The sequence below is a fragment of the Arthrobacter sp. I3 genome (assembly GCF_000520575.1).
Taxonomy (GTDB): Bacteria; Actinomycetota; Actinomycetes; order Actinomycetales; family Micrococcaceae; genus Arthrobacter; species Arthrobacter humicola_A.
The window spans coordinates 13,191-29,082 of sequence record NZ_KI914914.1 but is presented as its reverse complement, the minus strand read 5'-3'; the positions used below and the strand labels follow the sequence as shown (position 1 = coordinate 29,082).

At 67.3% G+C, this 15,892-nt stretch carries 14 protein-coding genes and 1 pseudogene; 4 read left to right on the top strand and 11 right to left on the bottom strand.

Going from position 1 to position 15,892, the window contains the following annotated elements:
• The 7 genes from Y706_RS24125 to Y706_RS0107405 all read right to left on the bottom strand — a co-directional run.
• The coding region (locus Y706_RS24125) for a Gfo/Idh/MocA family protein (RefSeq protein WP_043435299.1) at positions 1–637 on the bottom strand (637 nt) is incomplete at its 3' end.
• Positions 622–1,323 carry a ThuA domain-containing protein gene (locus tag Y706_RS0107430; protein ID WP_028276102.1) on the bottom strand — a complete coding sequence of 234 codons (702 nt, stop codon included), beginning with the start codon at positions 1,321–1,323 and terminating at the stop codon, positions 622–624. The genes Y706_RS24125 and Y706_RS0107430, both read right to left, overlap by 16 nt.
• A gap of 40 nt (positions 1,324–1,363) precedes the next feature.
• Positions 1,364–2,368 (bottom strand): sugar phosphate isomerase/epimerase family protein, encoded by a 1,005-nt coding sequence (locus Y706_RS0107425; protein WP_028276101.1) that lies wholly within the window; start codon positions 2,366–2,368, stop codon positions 1,364–1,366.
• 11 nt (positions 2,369–2,379) lie between these two features.
• Complete coding sequence (locus Y706_RS0107420) at positions 2,380–3,576, bottom strand: Gfo/Idh/MocA family protein (protein ID WP_028276100.1); 1,197 nt, start codon at positions 3,574–3,576, stop codon at positions 2,380–2,382.
• Positions 3,577–3,588: 12 nt separating this feature from the next.
• Positions 3,589–4,491 carry a carbohydrate ABC transporter permease gene (locus Y706_RS0107415; RefSeq protein ID WP_028276099.1) on the bottom strand — a complete coding sequence of 301 codons (903 nt, stop codon included), beginning with the start codon at positions 4,489–4,491 and terminating at the stop codon, positions 3,589–3,591.
• Positions 4,491–5,393: a carbohydrate ABC transporter permease gene (locus tag Y706_RS0107410; RefSeq protein WP_028276098.1), complete on the bottom strand. Its 903-nt coding sequence runs from the start codon at positions 5,391–5,393 to the stop codon at positions 4,491–4,493. The genes Y706_RS0107415 and Y706_RS0107410 overlap by 1 nt, the downstream gene beginning before the upstream one ends.
• 4 nt (positions 5,394–5,397) lie before the next feature.
• Positions 5,398–6,717, bottom strand: a complete 1,320-nt coding sequence (locus Y706_RS0107405) for an ABC transporter substrate-binding protein (protein WP_028276097.1) — start codon at positions 6,715–6,717, stop codon at positions 5,398–5,400.
• 287 nt (positions 6,718–7,004) lie between these two features.
• Between Y706_RS0107405 and Y706_RS0107400 the strand changes: the two genes are divergently transcribed.
• Positions 7,005–8,072, top strand: coding sequence for a LacI family DNA-binding transcriptional regulator (locus Y706_RS0107400; protein ID WP_156945082.1), 1,068 nt, complete (start codon positions 7,005–7,007; stop codon positions 8,070–8,072).
• Between the two features lie 75 nt (positions 8,073–8,147).
• Here the strand turns inward: Y706_RS0107400 and Y706_RS0107390 are convergent, their stop codons facing one another.
• Entirely contained in the window at positions 8,148–9,674 is a 1,527-nt protein-coding gene (locus Y706_RS0107390) for a xylulokinase (RefSeq protein WP_028276095.1), read from the bottom strand.
• 19 nt (positions 9,675–9,693) lie between these two features.
• Entirely contained in the window at positions 9,694–10,884 is a 1,191-nt protein-coding gene (gene xylA, locus Y706_RS0107385; RefSeq protein ID WP_028276094.1) for a xylose isomerase, read from the bottom strand.
• Positions 10,885–11,143: 259 nt separating this feature from the next.
• On the opposite strand from xylA, the gene Y706_RS0107380 reads away from it, so the two are divergent.
• The 3 genes from Y706_RS0107380 to Y706_RS0107370 all read left to right on the top strand — a co-directional run bounded on the left by Y706_RS0107380 (position 11,144) and on the right by Y706_RS0107370 (position 14,611).
• Entirely contained in the window at positions 11,144–12,403 is a 1,260-nt protein-coding gene (locus Y706_RS0107380) for an FAD-binding protein (protein WP_162159066.1), read from the top strand.
• 82 nt (positions 12,404–12,485) lie between these two features.
• Complete coding sequence (locus Y706_RS24120; RefSeq protein ID WP_253906711.1) at positions 12,486–13,664, top strand: ROK family protein; 1,179 nt, start codon at positions 12,486–12,488, stop codon at positions 13,662–13,664.
• 26 nt (positions 13,665–13,690) lie between these two features.
• Positions 13,691–14,611 (top strand): aldose 1-epimerase family protein, encoded by a 921-nt coding sequence (locus tag Y706_RS0107370; RefSeq protein ID WP_043435297.1) that lies wholly within the window; start codon positions 13,691–13,693, stop codon positions 14,609–14,611.
• A 127-nt stretch (positions 14,612–14,738) separates the two neighbouring features.
• On the opposite strand, the gene Y706_RS0107365 is transcribed toward Y706_RS0107370, so the two are convergent.
• The gene (locus tag Y706_RS0107365; protein ID WP_028276091.1) at positions 14,739–15,500 is read right to left on the bottom strand and encodes a DUF4386 family protein; all 762 of its coding nucleotides are present in this window, start codon (positions 15,498–15,500) and stop codon (positions 14,739–14,741) included.
• 161 nt (positions 15,501–15,661) lie between these two features.
• A pseudogene (locus Y706_RS27925) lies at positions 15,662–15,892 on the bottom strand (SDR family NAD(P)-dependent oxidoreductase); the annotation flags it as partial.

The following is a 15,892-nucleotide window of genomic DNA, read 5'->3' as shown; positions in this document are numbered from 1 at the left end:
CCGAGCCGATGGTCCGCTCGTCGCGGGTGTGGCTGGCCGCACCGATCACCGAGTCCACGGGTCCGAGCAGGGTGACCAGGGCGGAGACGTAGTACGGTCCCATGTCCAGCAGCGGGCCGCCGCCGGGCTGGTAATAGAAGTCCGGGTTCGGGTGCCAGCGCTCATGCCCCGGAGTGACCATGGTGGCGGTCGCGGAGATGGGCCGGCCGATCAGTCCGTCGTCGATGGCTTTCCGGGCGGTCTGGATCCCGGTGCCGAGCACGGTGTCCGGGGCGCAGCCGAACACGACGCATGCTGCCCGCGCGGCGTCCAGCACCTGCCGGGCCTCCGCGGTGGTTGCCGCCAACGGCTTCTCGCCGTAGACGGATTTGCCGGCGGCAATGGCGCGGAGGGCGATCTCGGCGTGCGCCGCGGGAATGGTCAGGTTCAGGACGAGTTCGACGTCGTCGGCGGCCAGGAGCGCGTCGACCGTGAGCGCCCGGACGCCGTCGTACGAGTCGGCAACTGCCTGCGCCCGGGACGGGTCAAGGTCCGCGACGGCGACGAGGTTGATGTCCTCGAGCCGGCGGAAGTTGACCAGGTACTGGGCGATGATGGCTCCACAGCCGATGATTCCAACGTTTAACGGCTTGCCCACAGCAGGCCCCTTTCGATGATGGTGCGGACGTTGCTGTCCTGGAGGATTTCGACGCGGTGTCCCGGGGTGCAGACGAAAATCCTGCCCTTGCCCCACTGCCGGGTCCAGATGGCGGGCGAGGTGACTTCCCGGTGCCAGGGGTCCCATTCGCGAACCTTCTGGGTGGTGGTGGCCAGGACGTCGATGTAGTCGTCGGCGAGGACCCAGTACTGTTCGGTGACGAGATCGAAGTCGCCGAGACCGGCAGTGATCGGATGCCCGGCCGCTGCCGGGAGCATGTTGACCGTGTACGGGACGTAGTTGTCGGGCTGTTCGCCCGTGCGCTCGTCCGGGTGTTTGCCCGGGTGGCAGGCAAACTGCCCGCCGATCAGGTGCAGGTAGTCCGAGGTGTTGCGGTAGGAATCCGCAATGCCGCCGTGCCAGCCGGCCAGGCCCGTGCCGTTTTCAATCGCGGTCCGGAGGCCCTCGAACTCGTCCTTTTCGATAGTGGACATGGTCACGCACTGCAGGATGAGGTCGACGCCGGCCATGTAGTCGGCGTCGGCGTAGATCTTGGGCGATTCCTCCACCCGGACCTCGTAGCCGCTGGCGTGCAGGTATGGGATGAATTCCTCGGTGGCCGCGACGGGCTGGTGCCCGTCCCAGCCGCCGCGCACCACGAGGGCGGTCTTTTTCTCGGTTGTCATGGGGTTCCTCTGTTGTTGGTTTGTTGTGGCCGTGACCGGCTCAGCGGGCGGCGAAGGCGGCATCGAACGCGGCCGCGGGCGGTGTGATCGTGGCAAGTTCCTTGACCAGGGCGAGGGCCTGCGGTGCGCCGAGCAGGCGGTCCATACCCGCGTCCTCCCATTCGACGCTGGTGGGGCCCTGATATCCGATGGCGTTCAGGGTCCGGAAAATCGGTTCCCAGTTGACGTCTCCGTGGCCGGCCGTGACGAAGTCCCACCCACGGCGGGGATCGGCCCAGGGCAGGTGCGAGCCGAGCCGGCCATTGCGGCCGTTGAACTGCCGGACGGACTCCTTGATGTGGACGTGGAAGATCTTCTCGGCGAAGCACTGCAGGAACATGACAGGATCCAGGTCCTGCCACACGAAGTGGGACGGGTCGAAGTTCAGGCCGAAGCTCTCCCGGTGGCCGATGGCCTCGAGAGTGCGCTTGGCGGTCCAGTAGTCGTAGGCGATTTCGGACGGGTGGACCTCGAGGGCGAAACGGACGCCTTCCTCCTCGAAGACGTCGAGGATCGGGTTCCAGCGGTCGGCGAAGTCCTGGTAGCCGCGTTCGATCATGGCGTCCGAGGCGGGCGGAAACATGGCAATGCATTTCCAGATCGAGGATCCGGTGAACCCGGTGACGGTCTGCACGCCGAGCCTGGCGGCCGCCCGCGCGGTGGTCTTCATGGCCTCGGCGGCACGCATGCGGACTCCTTCGGGCTCACCGTTGCCCCACACATCGGCGGGAAGAATGCCCTCGTGGCGTTCGTCGATCGGGTCGTCGCAGACGGCCTGCCCGGTGAGGTGGTTGGCGATCGCGTGGACTTTGAGTTGGTGCTTGTCCAGGATGTCCAGCCGGCCCTGGAGATAGGCGTCGTCCTCGACGGCGCGCTGCGGGTCCAGGTGGTCGCCCCAGCAGGCGATCTCCAGGCCGTCGAAGCCCCACTCACCGGCGAGCCGCGCCACCTCTTCGAAGGGCAGGTCGGCCCACTGGCCGGTGAAGAGAGTAATGGGTCGTGTCATGGTCTTTCCTCTCAGAGGGTGTGCCAGTGGCTGTTGTTGCCGGCGCTGGTTTCGATGGCGGCGAGGACTTTTTGGACCTGGAGGGCGTCGGCGAAGGAGGGTGAGGGCGGCCGGTTTTCGGCGATGGCGTGGATGAGGTCGACCGCCTGGTGGGTGAAGACGTGTTCGTAGCCCAGGCCGTGGCCGGTGGGCCACCAGTTACCGGTGTAGGGGTGTTCGGGCTCGGTGACGAGGATCTTGCGGAACCCGGAGTCGGGGCCGTCGGCGGCGTCGTAGACGGACAGGGTGTTCATGTCCTCGAAGTCAAAGGCCACGGAGCCCAAAGTGCCGTTCAGTTCCAGGCGCATGGCGTTCTTCCGGCCAAGCGCGAACCGGGTGGCCTCAAAGATGCCGATCGGGCCGGAGGCAGGACCGTCGTCGGGCGTTCCCTCAAAACGGGCGGTGAAGAGGGCGGCGTCGTCCACGGTGACCGGCCCGCGCTCGGCGCCGGCGGCGCCGTGCCCGCCCAGGCCCACCAGGTCCCCGGCCAGGGGACGTTCGGTCACGAAGGTTTCCATCAGCGCCGAGACCCCGGTGATGTTCCGTCCGGTGATCCACTGGGCGGCGTCGATGCTGTGCGCCCCGATGTCCCCGAGCGCGCCGGACCCGGACTTGGTTTTGTCCAGCCGCCAGGTCAGGGGTGCGTCGGCGTCGCTCAGCCAGTCCTGCAGGTACTGGGCCCGCACGTGCCGGATCTGCCCGAGCCGGCCCGCGGCGACCATCCTCTTGGCGAGCGCCAGGGCAGGGGTGCGGCGGTAGCTGAACCCGCACATGGAGTACACGCCCCGGCCCGCCGCGGCGTCCGCGGCCGCGGTCATCCGCTCGGCCTCGGCCACGGAATTCGCGAGCGGTTTCTCGCACAGGACGTGCTTGCCGGCCTCGAGCGCGGCGATGGCGATCTCGGCGTGCGTGTTGCCGGGAGTGCAGATGTCGATCAGGTCGATGTCGTCCCGCTCGATCAGCGCCCGCCAGTCCGTCTCCACGGAGTCCCAGCCGTACTTGGCCGCCGCGGCCCGCACGCCCTCCGGATTCCGGCCGGCAACGGCCGCCAGCTCTGGAGCGAGCGGGAGGTCGAAGAACCGCGGCGCTGTCCGCCAGGCGTGGGAGTGCGCGGCGCCCATGAAGGCGTAGCCCACCATTCCCACCCGCAAGGGTTTCGGTTCAGTCACAACAAGTCCTCTCTATTTGCTGAAGCCGGCCGTGAGGCCGCTGAGCAGCTGACGCCGGGCGATCACGTAGACCACCAGCAGCGGCAGGGTGGCGAGCACGACGGCGGCCAGCACCGCCGGTATGTTGACGCTGAACTCGCCCTGGAACGTCCACAGTGACAGCGGCAGCACGCGGGTTTCGGGGCTTTGGGTCAGGATCAGCGGGAACAGGAAGCCGTTCCACACTCCGAGCGCGTTGTAGATCCCTACGGTCACCACAGCGGGCCGGGTCATGGGCAGCGCCAGGCGCCACATCATTGCCCAGTCGGAGCAGCCATCCAGCCGCATTGATTCGAAAAGTTCATTGGGCACGTCCCGCATGAAGTTGGACAGGATCAGCACGGAGATCGGGATGGCGAAGGCAATGGAAGGCAGGATCAGGGCCAGCAGGGTGTCGTACAGATGGGCGCGGGTGATCATCCAGTAGATGGGGATGATCGTCGCGTGCAGCGGGATGGCCAGGCCCAGCAGGAACAGGTTGTTGGTCCAGCTGAGGAACCTGCTCCTGCCGCGGACAATCGCGTAGGCGGCCATGAAGGAAACCAGCAGGGCCGGCACCACACTGCCCACCGTGACGATGAGGCTGTTGGCAAAGTACCGGGCGAAATCGTTCTCCACCACCAGTTTGTAGTTGTCCAGGGTGGGCTCAGACGGCGGCATCATCGGGTTGGACGTGAAGAACCCGGCCTGGTTTTTCAGGCTCGTCACCACCACGTAGTAGACGGGGACGATGATGATGGCCAGCCAGAGCCAGCCGCCGAGGCCGCCAAGGAAGTTCGGGCGGGTCCGTCCCGGTCCCTTGGTCCGCGGGCGGGGCCTGACGGCGGGGCGGGCGGGGGCCGAGGGCGGGACGGGGAGCTGGGTGATGGAAGCCATCAGGCACCTTCCAATTGGCTTGCGTTGCGGTTCTTGCCGCCCAGCCGCTGCAGCAGCAGGGCGAGCGCCAGGCCGATCGCGACGAGGATGACGCCGAGGGCACTGGCGGCTCCCATGTCATTGGCTTTGAACCCGGTGAGGTACATGTGCAGCGGGAGCAGTCGCGTGGCGTAGCCGGGACCGCCGCCGGTGAGGACGAAGACGAGGTCAAAGTACGCCAGGGAGCCGACCACCATGAGCGTGGAGGAGGTGATGATGGTGTATTTCAGCTGGGGCAGCGTGATGTTGAAGAACTGCTGGACCCGTCCGGCACCGTCGATCTGCGCGGCCTCATACAGCGACGCGGGGATCTGGCGCACGCCGCCTTGGTAGATCAGCGTGTGGAACGGGACGAACTGCCAGGCGATGACGAAGACGACGACGAACAGCACCAGGTCCGAATTGCCCAGCCAGTCCTGGGCCAGGATCGGCAGGCCGAGCCCGGCGCCCAGGCCGAAGTTGGGGTCCAGCAGAGCCTTGAACGCGATGGCGACGGCGGCCGAGGACAACAGCAGCGGCACGAAGTACAGCACGGCCAACGCGGCGCGGTACTTCTGGCCCGCGGCGGTGAAGACGCCCAGGAGCAGGCTGATGGGCGCCTGGATGATGAACGAGAAGAACATGATCTTCGCCGTCACCAGCAGTGCGTTGCCGGTGACGGGATCAGTCAGGACCGTTGTCCAGCTGGACAACCCGTCCAGTTTGATCTCGCCCAGGCCGTCCCACGAAGTGAAGCTCAGGAACAAGACACCGATCAGCGGAATGATGGCGAAGAGCAGGAAGAAGGCAAGGGCTGGCGCGGCCAGCCACCCCGACGGGCCCGGTTGAAGGGCCCGCCGGGAGGAACCGGAGGTGGTGGACACTGGATTACTTTCCGATCGTCGCGTTCATCGTGGCGACGAACTGCTCAGGGGTGATCTTCTTCAGGAAGATCTGGTCCAGGTTGGCCAGCATGGCGTCACCCTGCGCCGGGGTCAGAGCCTGGTCCCAGGAGAGCGTGAAGCTCGGGGCGTTCTTGGCCATGCCATAGACGTAGGTCAGGAAGTCCTTGTCCGGGGACGCGGCGAGCTTGCTTTCGATGCCCTTGACCACGGGCACGGCGCCGGAGTCGATGAGGGCCTGGATGTTGCTGTCCGAGAACATGCCGGACTTCACGTAGTCGAGGGCGGCCTTCTTCTGGCCGTCGGTGGCCTTGGAGGAGACGGACCAGAAGTTGGAGGGGTTGCCCACCACGTTGGTGGCATCTCCCTTGCCGCCGGAGACCGTGGGGAACGTGGTGTAACCGAGCTTGCCGCTCTTGACGAAGTCGGCGGCGTCCTTCTTCATGCCCTGGTAGATCCAGCCGCCCTGCAGGATCATGGCCGCCTTGCCGGTGTACAGCAGTGCCTGGTCGGCGTTGCTGTCCGCTGCGATGGACGAGAAGCCGTTGGCGAAGCCGCCGGCGTCTACGAGCTGCTGGATCTTGTTCAGTGCCTCGGTGACCGCGGGGTCGGACCAGGCGTCCGGCTTGTTGGCTGCGATGTTGGCGAAGACCTCCGGGCCGCCGATGCGTTCCACGAGGTACTCAAGCCACATCAGGTCCGGCCACCGGGACTGGCCGCCGAGCGAGAACGGGGCAATGCCGGCGTCCTTGAACTTTGGCACCAGCGCCATCAGCTCATCCCAGGTCTTGGGGGCCTGGGCGCCCACCTTGTCGAAAACGTCCTTGTTGAAGTAGAGCACCACCGGCTGCACATTGTTGTTGGGCAAGGCGTAGGTCTTGCCGTCGATGACGCCGTTCTTGAGTACCGCCGGGAGGTAGCGGTCCTTGACCTCAGGGTTGTCCGCCAGGAACCCGGAGAGGTCATCCACCTGTCCGGCATCCACGTAGGACTTCAACACGCCGCCGCCCCAGCCGTAGATAAAGGTGGGGCCCTGGCCGGCACCGACGGCGGTGCGCACCTTGGTCTTGTAGGCGTCGTTCGCGAAGAAATCCAGCTTGATGGACGAGTCCGGGTGGGCGGAGTTCCAGTCCGTGACGGACTGCTGCAGGACAGGCTGATTGCCGCCCGTCAGCCCCCACATCGTGGCCGAATCAGCGCTGGCGGCAGTTCCTGCCGGTCCGCTGGAGCCGCAGGCGGCCAGGCTGATCGAAACTGCGGCGGCCGAAAGGGCCATTGTGGCACTGCGAAACGTACGATTTTTCATCTGGGATTCCATTCGTCCTCCGGGGTCTGCGCTGATGGCCCGGTTGTGGGAGTGGCAGCTCTGCCCTCCTAAGGAAGGCTGCGCTGCCGCTGCTGATGGGGTGAAGCTGAGCTTCGAAAAGTTTCGTAAAAGTTTGTAACTTCTGAAACTAAAGTAGTGGTGACAACAGTCACAGTCAAGGGCGAATTTGGAAACCTTGGTTCATCTGAACCAAATAAGCTTGACGCACCGGACAAACAAGGCAAGACTTCTTCCTATCGAAATATTTCGAAAGTACAGGAGTCATCGTGTCAGTAGTCCAGGGTTCCGGCAGGCCAACGCTGGCGGCGGTCGCCCGGGAGGCCGGCGTTTCCTCACCCACGGTCTCCAAGGTCATCAACGGGCGGGAGGACGTTGCCGAGAGCACGCGCACCAAAGTCCTGGCGGCACTTGAACAGCTGGGCTACCAGTCCACGCACCAGCGCAAACATGCCGAGGGCCGGACCGGGATCGTTGAAGTCGTTTTCGACTCGCTGTACTCCGCGTATTCCGTCGAGGTCCTGAACGGAGTGCTGGAGCAGGCCGCGTCCATTGACGTCCAGGTCCTGGTCGATGTCACCGGGCACCCGGCGGCCATGACGCTCAGTCCGGAACGGCGGGCCCAGCGCATCCTGGATGAAGGCCGGCTCGGTTTGATTGTGGTGACGTCCGGCTTCAGCACGGCCCAGTTGAGCGCCTTCCGCCGGCGGCACATCCCGGTGGTGGTGATCGATCCGCTCAACCCGCCGCCGTCGGAGGTTGTCAGTGTGGGGGCCACGAACTGGGCGGGCGGCAAGGAAGCCACGGAGCACCTGCTCGGCCTCGGCCACCGGCGGATCGCCTACATTGGCGGACCGGAATCGGCCGAATGCAACCAGGCCCGCCTCCATGGCTACATGGCGGCACTCATGGCCGGCGGAGTCCAGATCAGGCCCGACTACGTCATGCTGGACAAATTCCGCCCCGAACACGGAATCCGCTCGCTCAAGGCGCTCGTGGCTCTCCCCGAGCCCCCCACCGCCATCTTCGCGGGGAGTGACAGCATTGGCCTCGGCGTCCTGGCCGAGGCCCGGCGGCACGGGCTGCGGATCCCCGAAGACCTGAGCGTGGTGGGCTTCGACGGCACGTACCAGGCGGAGCAGTCCATCCCCGCCCTGACTACCGTGACGCAGCCGCTGCAGGAGATGGGCCGCGCCGCACTGCGCGCCGTCCTCCGGCTGGCCAACAACGAGGAGCTCGACTCGCGGCGGGTCGAACTCGCCACCCACCTGGTGGTCCGGGAGTCGACGGCCGCTCCCGCCGCCGGGGACCCGGAACCGGAGATTCCGCGGCACTAGTCGCCGTTGGCACGGCGGAAACCGGGCGGATCCTGGTGGCCGGAGGCCAGCAGCACTGTTACGGCCAGCAGCGGCTCAGTTGCCGGGGTCAACGCGACTGCTCGCCCGCAGGTAGTTTTGCCTGATGGCCGGGTGGAAGTCCGGGGCGGGTGCGGCGTCCACCGCGACCGGCCAGGCCGGCCGGTTGCCGCTGGAGGCCCAGGCTGCCTGGACGGCAGCACCCCTGGCCACGTACTCCCCCGGGCTCGGGACCACGACCGGCAGGTCGAAGACCTGGGCCGCGATGGCCTGCACCGCGGGGTTCTGCACGGCGCCGCCGATCAGCAGCAGCCGTGTTGCGGGGCTCCCTTGGGCGCGGAGGGCATCCAGGCCGCCGGACAGCCCGCAGAGCATGCCTTCGATGGCTGCCCGGGCCAGATTGCTCCTGGTGCTGGAGGCAATGCTGAGCCCGTGGAAGCTGGCTTTGGCGTGGGGCAGGTTGGGCGTGCGCTCACCTTCGAAATACGGCACCAGCACCACGCCGCCGGCGCCGGGTTCGGCGCCCAGGGCAAGTCGCGCAAGTTCGTCGAAGTCCACGCCCAGGATGCCTGCCACGGAGCCGAGCACGCGCGCGGCATTCAGCGTGACGGCGATGGGCAGGTAATCTCCGCTGGCGTCCGCGAAGCCCGCCACCGTTCCGCTGGGATCGGCGACGGCACGGGACGCCACCGAGAACACCGTGCCGCTGGTGCCAACGGACACCACCACGTCACCGGGTTCGGCTCCCAGACCGAGGGCGGCGGCCGCGTTGTCCCCGGCGCCGGCGCCGAGGAGAATGCGGTGACTGGGTCCGGCCGGGCTTGATCCGGACTGGCCGGGCAACTGATTCGCGGAACCGAAGCAGCCGGGGTGGACCGCCCCGGCGGCGTCCCCGGGGCCAAGCACCCGCGGCAGAACCACGGTGCCTGGATCCCGGTGCCCGGCACCCCCGCTGGCCTCCCTGGCGTCCCGGCCGAAGGCCAGTTTGAACAGCTCCAGATCGTATTCGCCGGCCGAAGGGCTCCAGTATCCGGTGCCGCTGGCATCGGAGCGGTCGGTGGTGAGCTGGTCCAGGTCCGGGCCCAGCGGGCTGGCTGCTGCCGGACCGTAACCGCGGAGCCGCCAGGTCAGCCAGTCGTGGGGCAGCGCAACAGCCGCGACCCGGTCCGCCAGGTCCGGTTCGTGGTCCCGGACCCAGCGGATCTTGGTGATGGTGAAGGAGGCCACCGGGACCAGCCCGGTCCTGCGGGCAAAGTCCTCCGCCCCCACTTCATCGGTGAGTGCGGCCGCCGCCGACGCCGATCGGGTGTCGTTCCACAGCAGCGCCGGGCGCACCACGTTGCCGGCGTGGTCCAGCAGCACCATGCCGTGCTGCTGGCCCCCCACCGAGAGCGCGCTGACGTCCGCCAGCCCGCCGGCGTCGTCGAACGCCGCTGACAAGGCCCGCCACCAGTGGTCCGGGTGGACCTCCGTTCCGTCCGGGTGGGCGGCCCGGCCGTCGCGGACCAGCGTGCCGGTGCCGGCGTCGAGGACCACCACTTTGCAGCTTTGGGTGGAGGAGTCGACGCCGGCAACAAGGTTCATGGGAGCAGCCGTCACGGTCTTAGCGGGCGCCGAGCAGGTGCTCGATGAAGAGCTGCTGCAGCTTCACGAAACCGAAGCCCTTGCCGCCGAAGTAGGCGTCGGCGTCGAAGTCCTCGTAGGAGGCGCGGTCGGCGCGGAGCTGTTCGTAGCCTTCGCCCGGGTTGAGGGTGGGTTCGTTGATTTCCGCCACGCGGGAGGCCTGCAGCGCGGCCTGGACCTCGGGGTCGGCGCGGAAGGCCTTGGCGCGTTCCTTAAGCAGCAGGTAGGTCTGCATGTTGGCGGCCGCGGAGTCCCATACGCCGTCGATGTCCTCGGTGCGGCTGGGCTTGTAGTCGAAGTGGCGCGGGCCGTCGTAGGCCGGTCCGCCGTCGGGGCCGCCGTTTTCGAGCAGGTCCACGAGGGAGAACGCGTTCTGCAGGTCGCCGTGGCCGAACACCAGGTCCTGGTCGAACTTGATGCTGCGCTGGCCGTTGAGGTCGATGTGGAAGAGCTTGCCCTGGTAGAGCGCCTGGGCGATGCCGTGGGTGAAGTTCAGTCCGGCCATCTGCTCGTGCCCGGTCTCGGGGTTGATGCCCACCAGTTCGGGGCGCTCGAGGGTTTCGATGAACGCCAGGGCGTGGCCGAGGGTGGGCAGGAGGATGTCGCCGCGGGGTTCGTTGGGCTTGGGCTCGATGGCGAACCGGATGTTGTAACCGTTGTCCGTGACGTAGTCGCCCAGCAGGTTCACGGCTTCGCGGTAGCGTTCCAGGGCGCCGCGGATGTCCTTTGCGGCGTCGTATTCGCTGCCTTCCCGGCCGCCCCACATGACGAAGGTTTCCGCACCGAGTTCGGCGGCGAGGTCAATGTTGTCCAGGACCTTGCGCAAGGCGAAGCGCCGGACGCCGCGGTCGTTGCTGGTGAAGCCGCCGTCCTTGAAGACGGGGTGGCTGAAGAGGTTGGTGGTGACCATCGGGACGATCATCCCGGTGGCCTTCAGCGCGCCGGTCAGCCGGTCGATTTCGCGCTGGCGGTCAGCCGCGGAGCAGCCGAAGGGAAAGAGGTCGTTGTCGTGGAAGGTGATGCCGTAGGCGCCGAGGTCGCTGAGCCTGTTGACGGCTTCCACCGTGTCCAGCGGCGGGCGGGTGGCGGAGCCGAACTGGTCCTGGGCCTCCCAGCCCACCGTCCAGAGGCCGAAGGAAAACTTGTCGTCACGGGTGGGCTGAATCGCCATTGAATGCTCCGAGGGTAGGGGGTGGTCGTCGATTGGTCAGGTTCAGAATGAATTGTTCTAGAGACAAACATATTATGGATTTTCGTGATGTCAACCACTCGCTCCAGACCCAATCCGGCAATGTGGTGCTCGCTGTAGCGGAATCTTCGCGCGACTGTTATGTTGTGACAAACAGCAAAACCGGCCGTGTCCGCGGAACCACTATGGCTGTGACGTGGGCAAAGAGCCCCGAGCGAAGGATGCAACCGTGATCGATCAGATGGTGACCGAACGCAACTGGGCGGGGAACTACGGCTACCAGGCACCGCAGATAGCCCATCCGGCCAGCGTGGCCGAGCTGCAGGATCTGGTTACGGGTGCCGCGAAGATCCGTGCGCTGGGGTCCCGCCATTCGTTCAACGACATTGCGGACACCGCCGGCACCTTGGTGGTGCTGGACAGGCTCGACGCGGGCATCAGCGTCGATGCGCAGAACATGACCGTCACCGTCAGCGGTGGCACGCGCTACGGGACGCTCGCCGCAGAGCTCCAGCGCCGGGGCTTCGCCCTGCACAACCTCGCCTCGCTGCCGCACATCTCGGTGGCGGGCGCCGTTGCTACCGCCACCCACGGCTCCGGCGACCGCAACGGCAACCTCGCCACCGCCGTGGCGGCGCTGGAGCTGATCACCGCCGACGGCGCCGTGGTCACCGCGCGCCGCAGCGACCCGGACTTTGCCGGCATGGTGGTGGGACTGGGCGCATTGGGCATCGTCAGCCGCCTGACCCTGGACATTGAACCCAGCTTCGAGATTGTCCAGAGCGTCTTTGAGGGCCTGGACTGGGAACAGGTCCTGGAAAGCTTCGACGACGTGACGTCCGCGGCCTACAGCGTGAGCCTGTTCACCGACTGGAGCGGGACGAAGGTGGGCCAGGCATGGCTCAAGAACCGCACGGACCAGGCGGTGCTGCCCGCCGGATTCGCGGAATTCTTCTCCGGCACCCCGGCCACGCAGTCCCGGCACCCGTTGCCCGGCGTGTCCGGGAGTAACTGCACGGAGCAACTTGGCGTTCCCGGGCCGTGGTCCGACCGGCTCGCGCACTTCCGGATGGAATTCACCCCCAGCAAGGGTGAGGAGCTGCAGAGTGAATACCTGATCCCCCGCGAGCACGCCGTGGAGGCCATCCGCACCATGCGGGGCCTGTCCGGGATCGTCACGCCCCTGCTCCTGGTCGCGGAAATCCGCACGATCGCAGCAGACCAGCTGTGGCTCAGCCCCAACTACGGCCGCGACGGAATCGGCCTGCACTTCACCTGGCGCAGGGACGAGCCCGCGGTCACCGCGATCCTGCCCCGCCTCGAAGCGGAACTGGCCCCGTTCGGTGCCAGGCCGCACTGGGGCAAACTGTTCCGCGGCGGCGCCGCCGCCCTCGCCCCGCTGTATCCGCGCTTTGCCGACTTCACAGCCCTGGCCGGCAGGCTGGATCCGGCCGGAAAATTCCGCAACGCGTTCCTGGACCGCACGGTATTCGGCCGCTGATATTGTCACGATGATGCCTCCACGTACCCAAGCTTCCGCGCCGGCGGGCGAGCCCGATCCGTCGCGCCGCAACAATTTGTCGTTGCTGACCTCCCTCGTCCATCACCACGGGGTCCTCAGCCGCGCCCAACTGACCCGCCAAACGGGGCTGAACCGCTCCACCGTCGGAACGTTGATCGGCCACCTCACCTCCCTGGGCCTGGTCTATGAATCGGCGCCCTCCGGCGAGGGGCAGGTAGGCAGGCCCAGTCCCGAGGTCCACCCCAGCCCGTCGATTGCGGCGCTGGCCGTCAACCCGGAGGTCGACGCCGTCACCATCGGCCTGGTCAGCCTCGGCGGGAAAGTGCAAAAGAAGATCCGCTTCGAAACGGAACGGATTCCGAGCGCCCGGGAAGCGGTGAATATCGCAGCGGCCGTGGTCGCCGGGATGCGGTCCGAGCTGGATGCGTCCTACCGGATCACCGGCGTTGGCATGGCCGTGCCGGGCCTGGTCAACCGCGACGACGGCGTCGTGCGGCACGCTCCGCACCTGGGCTGGCGCAATGAACCGGTCGCCCGGATGCTGAGCGAGGCCACCGGCTATCCGTGCCAGGCCGCGAACGACGCCTCCCTCGGAGCCGAAGCCGAGCTGATTTTCGGCGCGGGTGCCGGTGCCGGCACCAGCGCCGGGCAGGGGAACCTGATCTATCTCAACGGCGGCGCCAGCGGCATCGGCGGCGGGATCATCGCCGACGGACAGCTGCTCAGGGGTGCCTCCGGCTACGCGGGGGAACTCGGCCACACCTTTGTCCGCTCCGGCGGCAGCGCCTGCCACTGCGGTGCCACGGGCTGCCTGGAAACCGAAGTCTCCCAGTCCCGCCTCATGGAACTGGCCGGGTTGAGCAGCGGCGACGCCGCCGACCTCGAAGAGGCGCTCGGGAACAGCCGCAGCGCCGCGGTGGACGATGAAGTCGGCCGCCAGCTCACGTATCTGGGTATAGCCCTGCGCAACGCCGTGAACATCTTCAACCCCGATGCGATTGTCCTGGACGGTTTCCTGGGAACGCTGCACGCGCTCGCCCCTGCGTCGTTGGACGCAATCCTGCGGTCGCAGGCCATGGACGGTCCCGCGGACCAGGCGAAGATCTACCGCGCAGCACTCGGGTCGGATCTGATGATGATCGGCGCCGCGGAACTGGCCTTCACCCCATTCCTGGCCGATCCCGCAGGCCTCGGCCCAACCCCCGGCACCATCCCCGCACCCGCGTCACGGACAGGCTGACCGTGCCAAGGCAGGGAACTTCGCCGATGGGTGAGCACTACGAACTGCAGGGAATGTTGGACGGCCGCAGCCAAAAAGCCGTCGTCACGGAAATCGCCGCCAGCCTGCGCGCACTGGAAATCGACGGCGTCGCCCTCCTGCAGGACTACCCCGCCCAGTCCGCTCCGCCCTCGTGCGCCGGCTGGGTCCTGGTGCCGTGGCCCAATCGGGTGGCCGATGGCCAGTGGACCTACGACGGTGTCCCGCAGCAGCTGGAAATTACAGAACCCGGCAACGGCAACGCCCTGCACGGGCTGCTGTCCGGCGCCTCGTACCGGGTAGCACGCCGGACGGCGGCCAGCATTACGCTGGCTGCCGATATCACCTCGGCACCGGGCTACCCCTTTCAACTCGCGACCTCGGTCGGCTACCAGCTCACGGCAGACGGACTTCTTGTCACCCACAGCCTGACCAATACCGGCTCCAAGGCCGCCCCGGTCGCCGTGGGGGCCCACCCTTTCCTCCGGATGGGTGCTGTGCCCACGGAAGACCTCAAGCTCGTCATCAATGCCGGCGCCCACCTCGAAGTCAACGACCGGCTTAATCCGACCGGTGCCACCACGGCTGTCCACGGAACTAAGCACGACTTCCGGGCAGGGCAGCTAATTCGAGAGGTCGCCCTCGACGACGCCTGGAGCGGCGTCCTCCGGGAACCGGACGGCAGCTCACTGCACTATCTGGAAGCCCCGGACGGCCGCCAGGTGCAACTGTTCATGGATGCGTCCTTCGGCTACGTCCAGGCCTTCACCACCCGTGTCTTCCCCAGCGAGAGCGGCCCGGTAACGGCGGTGGCGCTGGAGCCGATGACGGCCCCGGCGGACGCCTTCAACAGTGGCGAGGGCCTGCGCTGGCTGGCCCCCGGTGAGACCTGGCACCTCAGCTGGGGCATCCGCTACCGGCTGCCCTGAGCCAAGGAGCCGCCGGCCGCCGGTTTTGAAGCGCGCGAATTCGCCGGAAGCCTGCCAGATCGCCGGACCTTTCCGGCGCTCTCGCAGCTTTCCGGCGAATTCGGCAGTGCGAGGCCCGCCAGCCGAGTCACCTGTCGCCGGGTGGAGCGTCCTTCCCGAACCAGGCACTGACCAGCAGCCACACGGACCACGCCAGAACAAGGACAATCCCGGCCAGTGTGGGAATGGAGTTGGCCGGGGAGAAGCCTTCGGCCCCGATGATCCAGCCCTGCGCGAGGTAGGCGAGCCCGGACAGCGCCATGAGATAGCCGATCGGCCGGGAGACGCGGCGCGCCCCGACAACCACGGCACCGGTCAGGACCAGGGCCACGCCCAGCACGATGCTCTGGTAACTGCGCATGCCCCACTCCAGCCAACGGATACCCTCGGCCGTCGCAAACCGCGCAGCTTTCTCCGGCTCCGGAGCCGCAGCCCAGGCGTCCACGGCGTGCTTGAGGGCAACGCCGTCGACGGCTTGGAGCGCCGCGTAAAGTGCCAGCGCGGCGACCGCGGCGACAGCGCCGAAGCGGGCCGTCCAGGCCATGGCCCCGTCCGGTGCTTTCAGGACCACCAGCAGGACCAGCAGCCCGGAGATGAGAAGCGCCATGCCGGCGAACTGGCCGAGGTGGACCGCCGTCCAAATACCGCTGCGGGCGTACTCCGCGAACGTCGCCGGGTGGTCGTTTGCGCTGGCCGTATCGGCATGGAGCAACCCGGCGACCACGGACAGCGTGAAGCCGGCAAACGCCAGGGTGGCAGCGAGGCGAAGCGGTGCACGGGCTGATGACGGGCGCCCAGACGCGGCCGAAGCCGCCGGCCGCGGATCATGATCTGTGCCGTATTTCTTCATGGCATCGCCCGTTTCATGCCGACGCGCGGGTGCGCGAAGAGCGCGCCTAAGCGCAGGCTACGCCGATTGCGTCCGCGGAGCCACGGACCTTTGACCGTTATGTGGCGGCGGCACGTGCGACCCGGCGGGACCTCCCGTTAATCTGGACCCCGCCGCACCCATTAGGACTGCGCTCGTCCATGGCCCAACCGCGCAGCGAAGCGCGCGACCGCGTCTTCCGGAGTTGGCGCGGGACCGAAGAGTTCTGCCTGGCGGCTCGTCTTGGCCACATAGCGGCCGGTATCGAACCAGGCCGCCATGGCTCCCATGTCTTTCATGAGCGGGGCTGACTTTCCCGCAACCTTGCCCATAGCGCGCAGCAGACCGGCGGGAATGGACACGACCCTGATTTT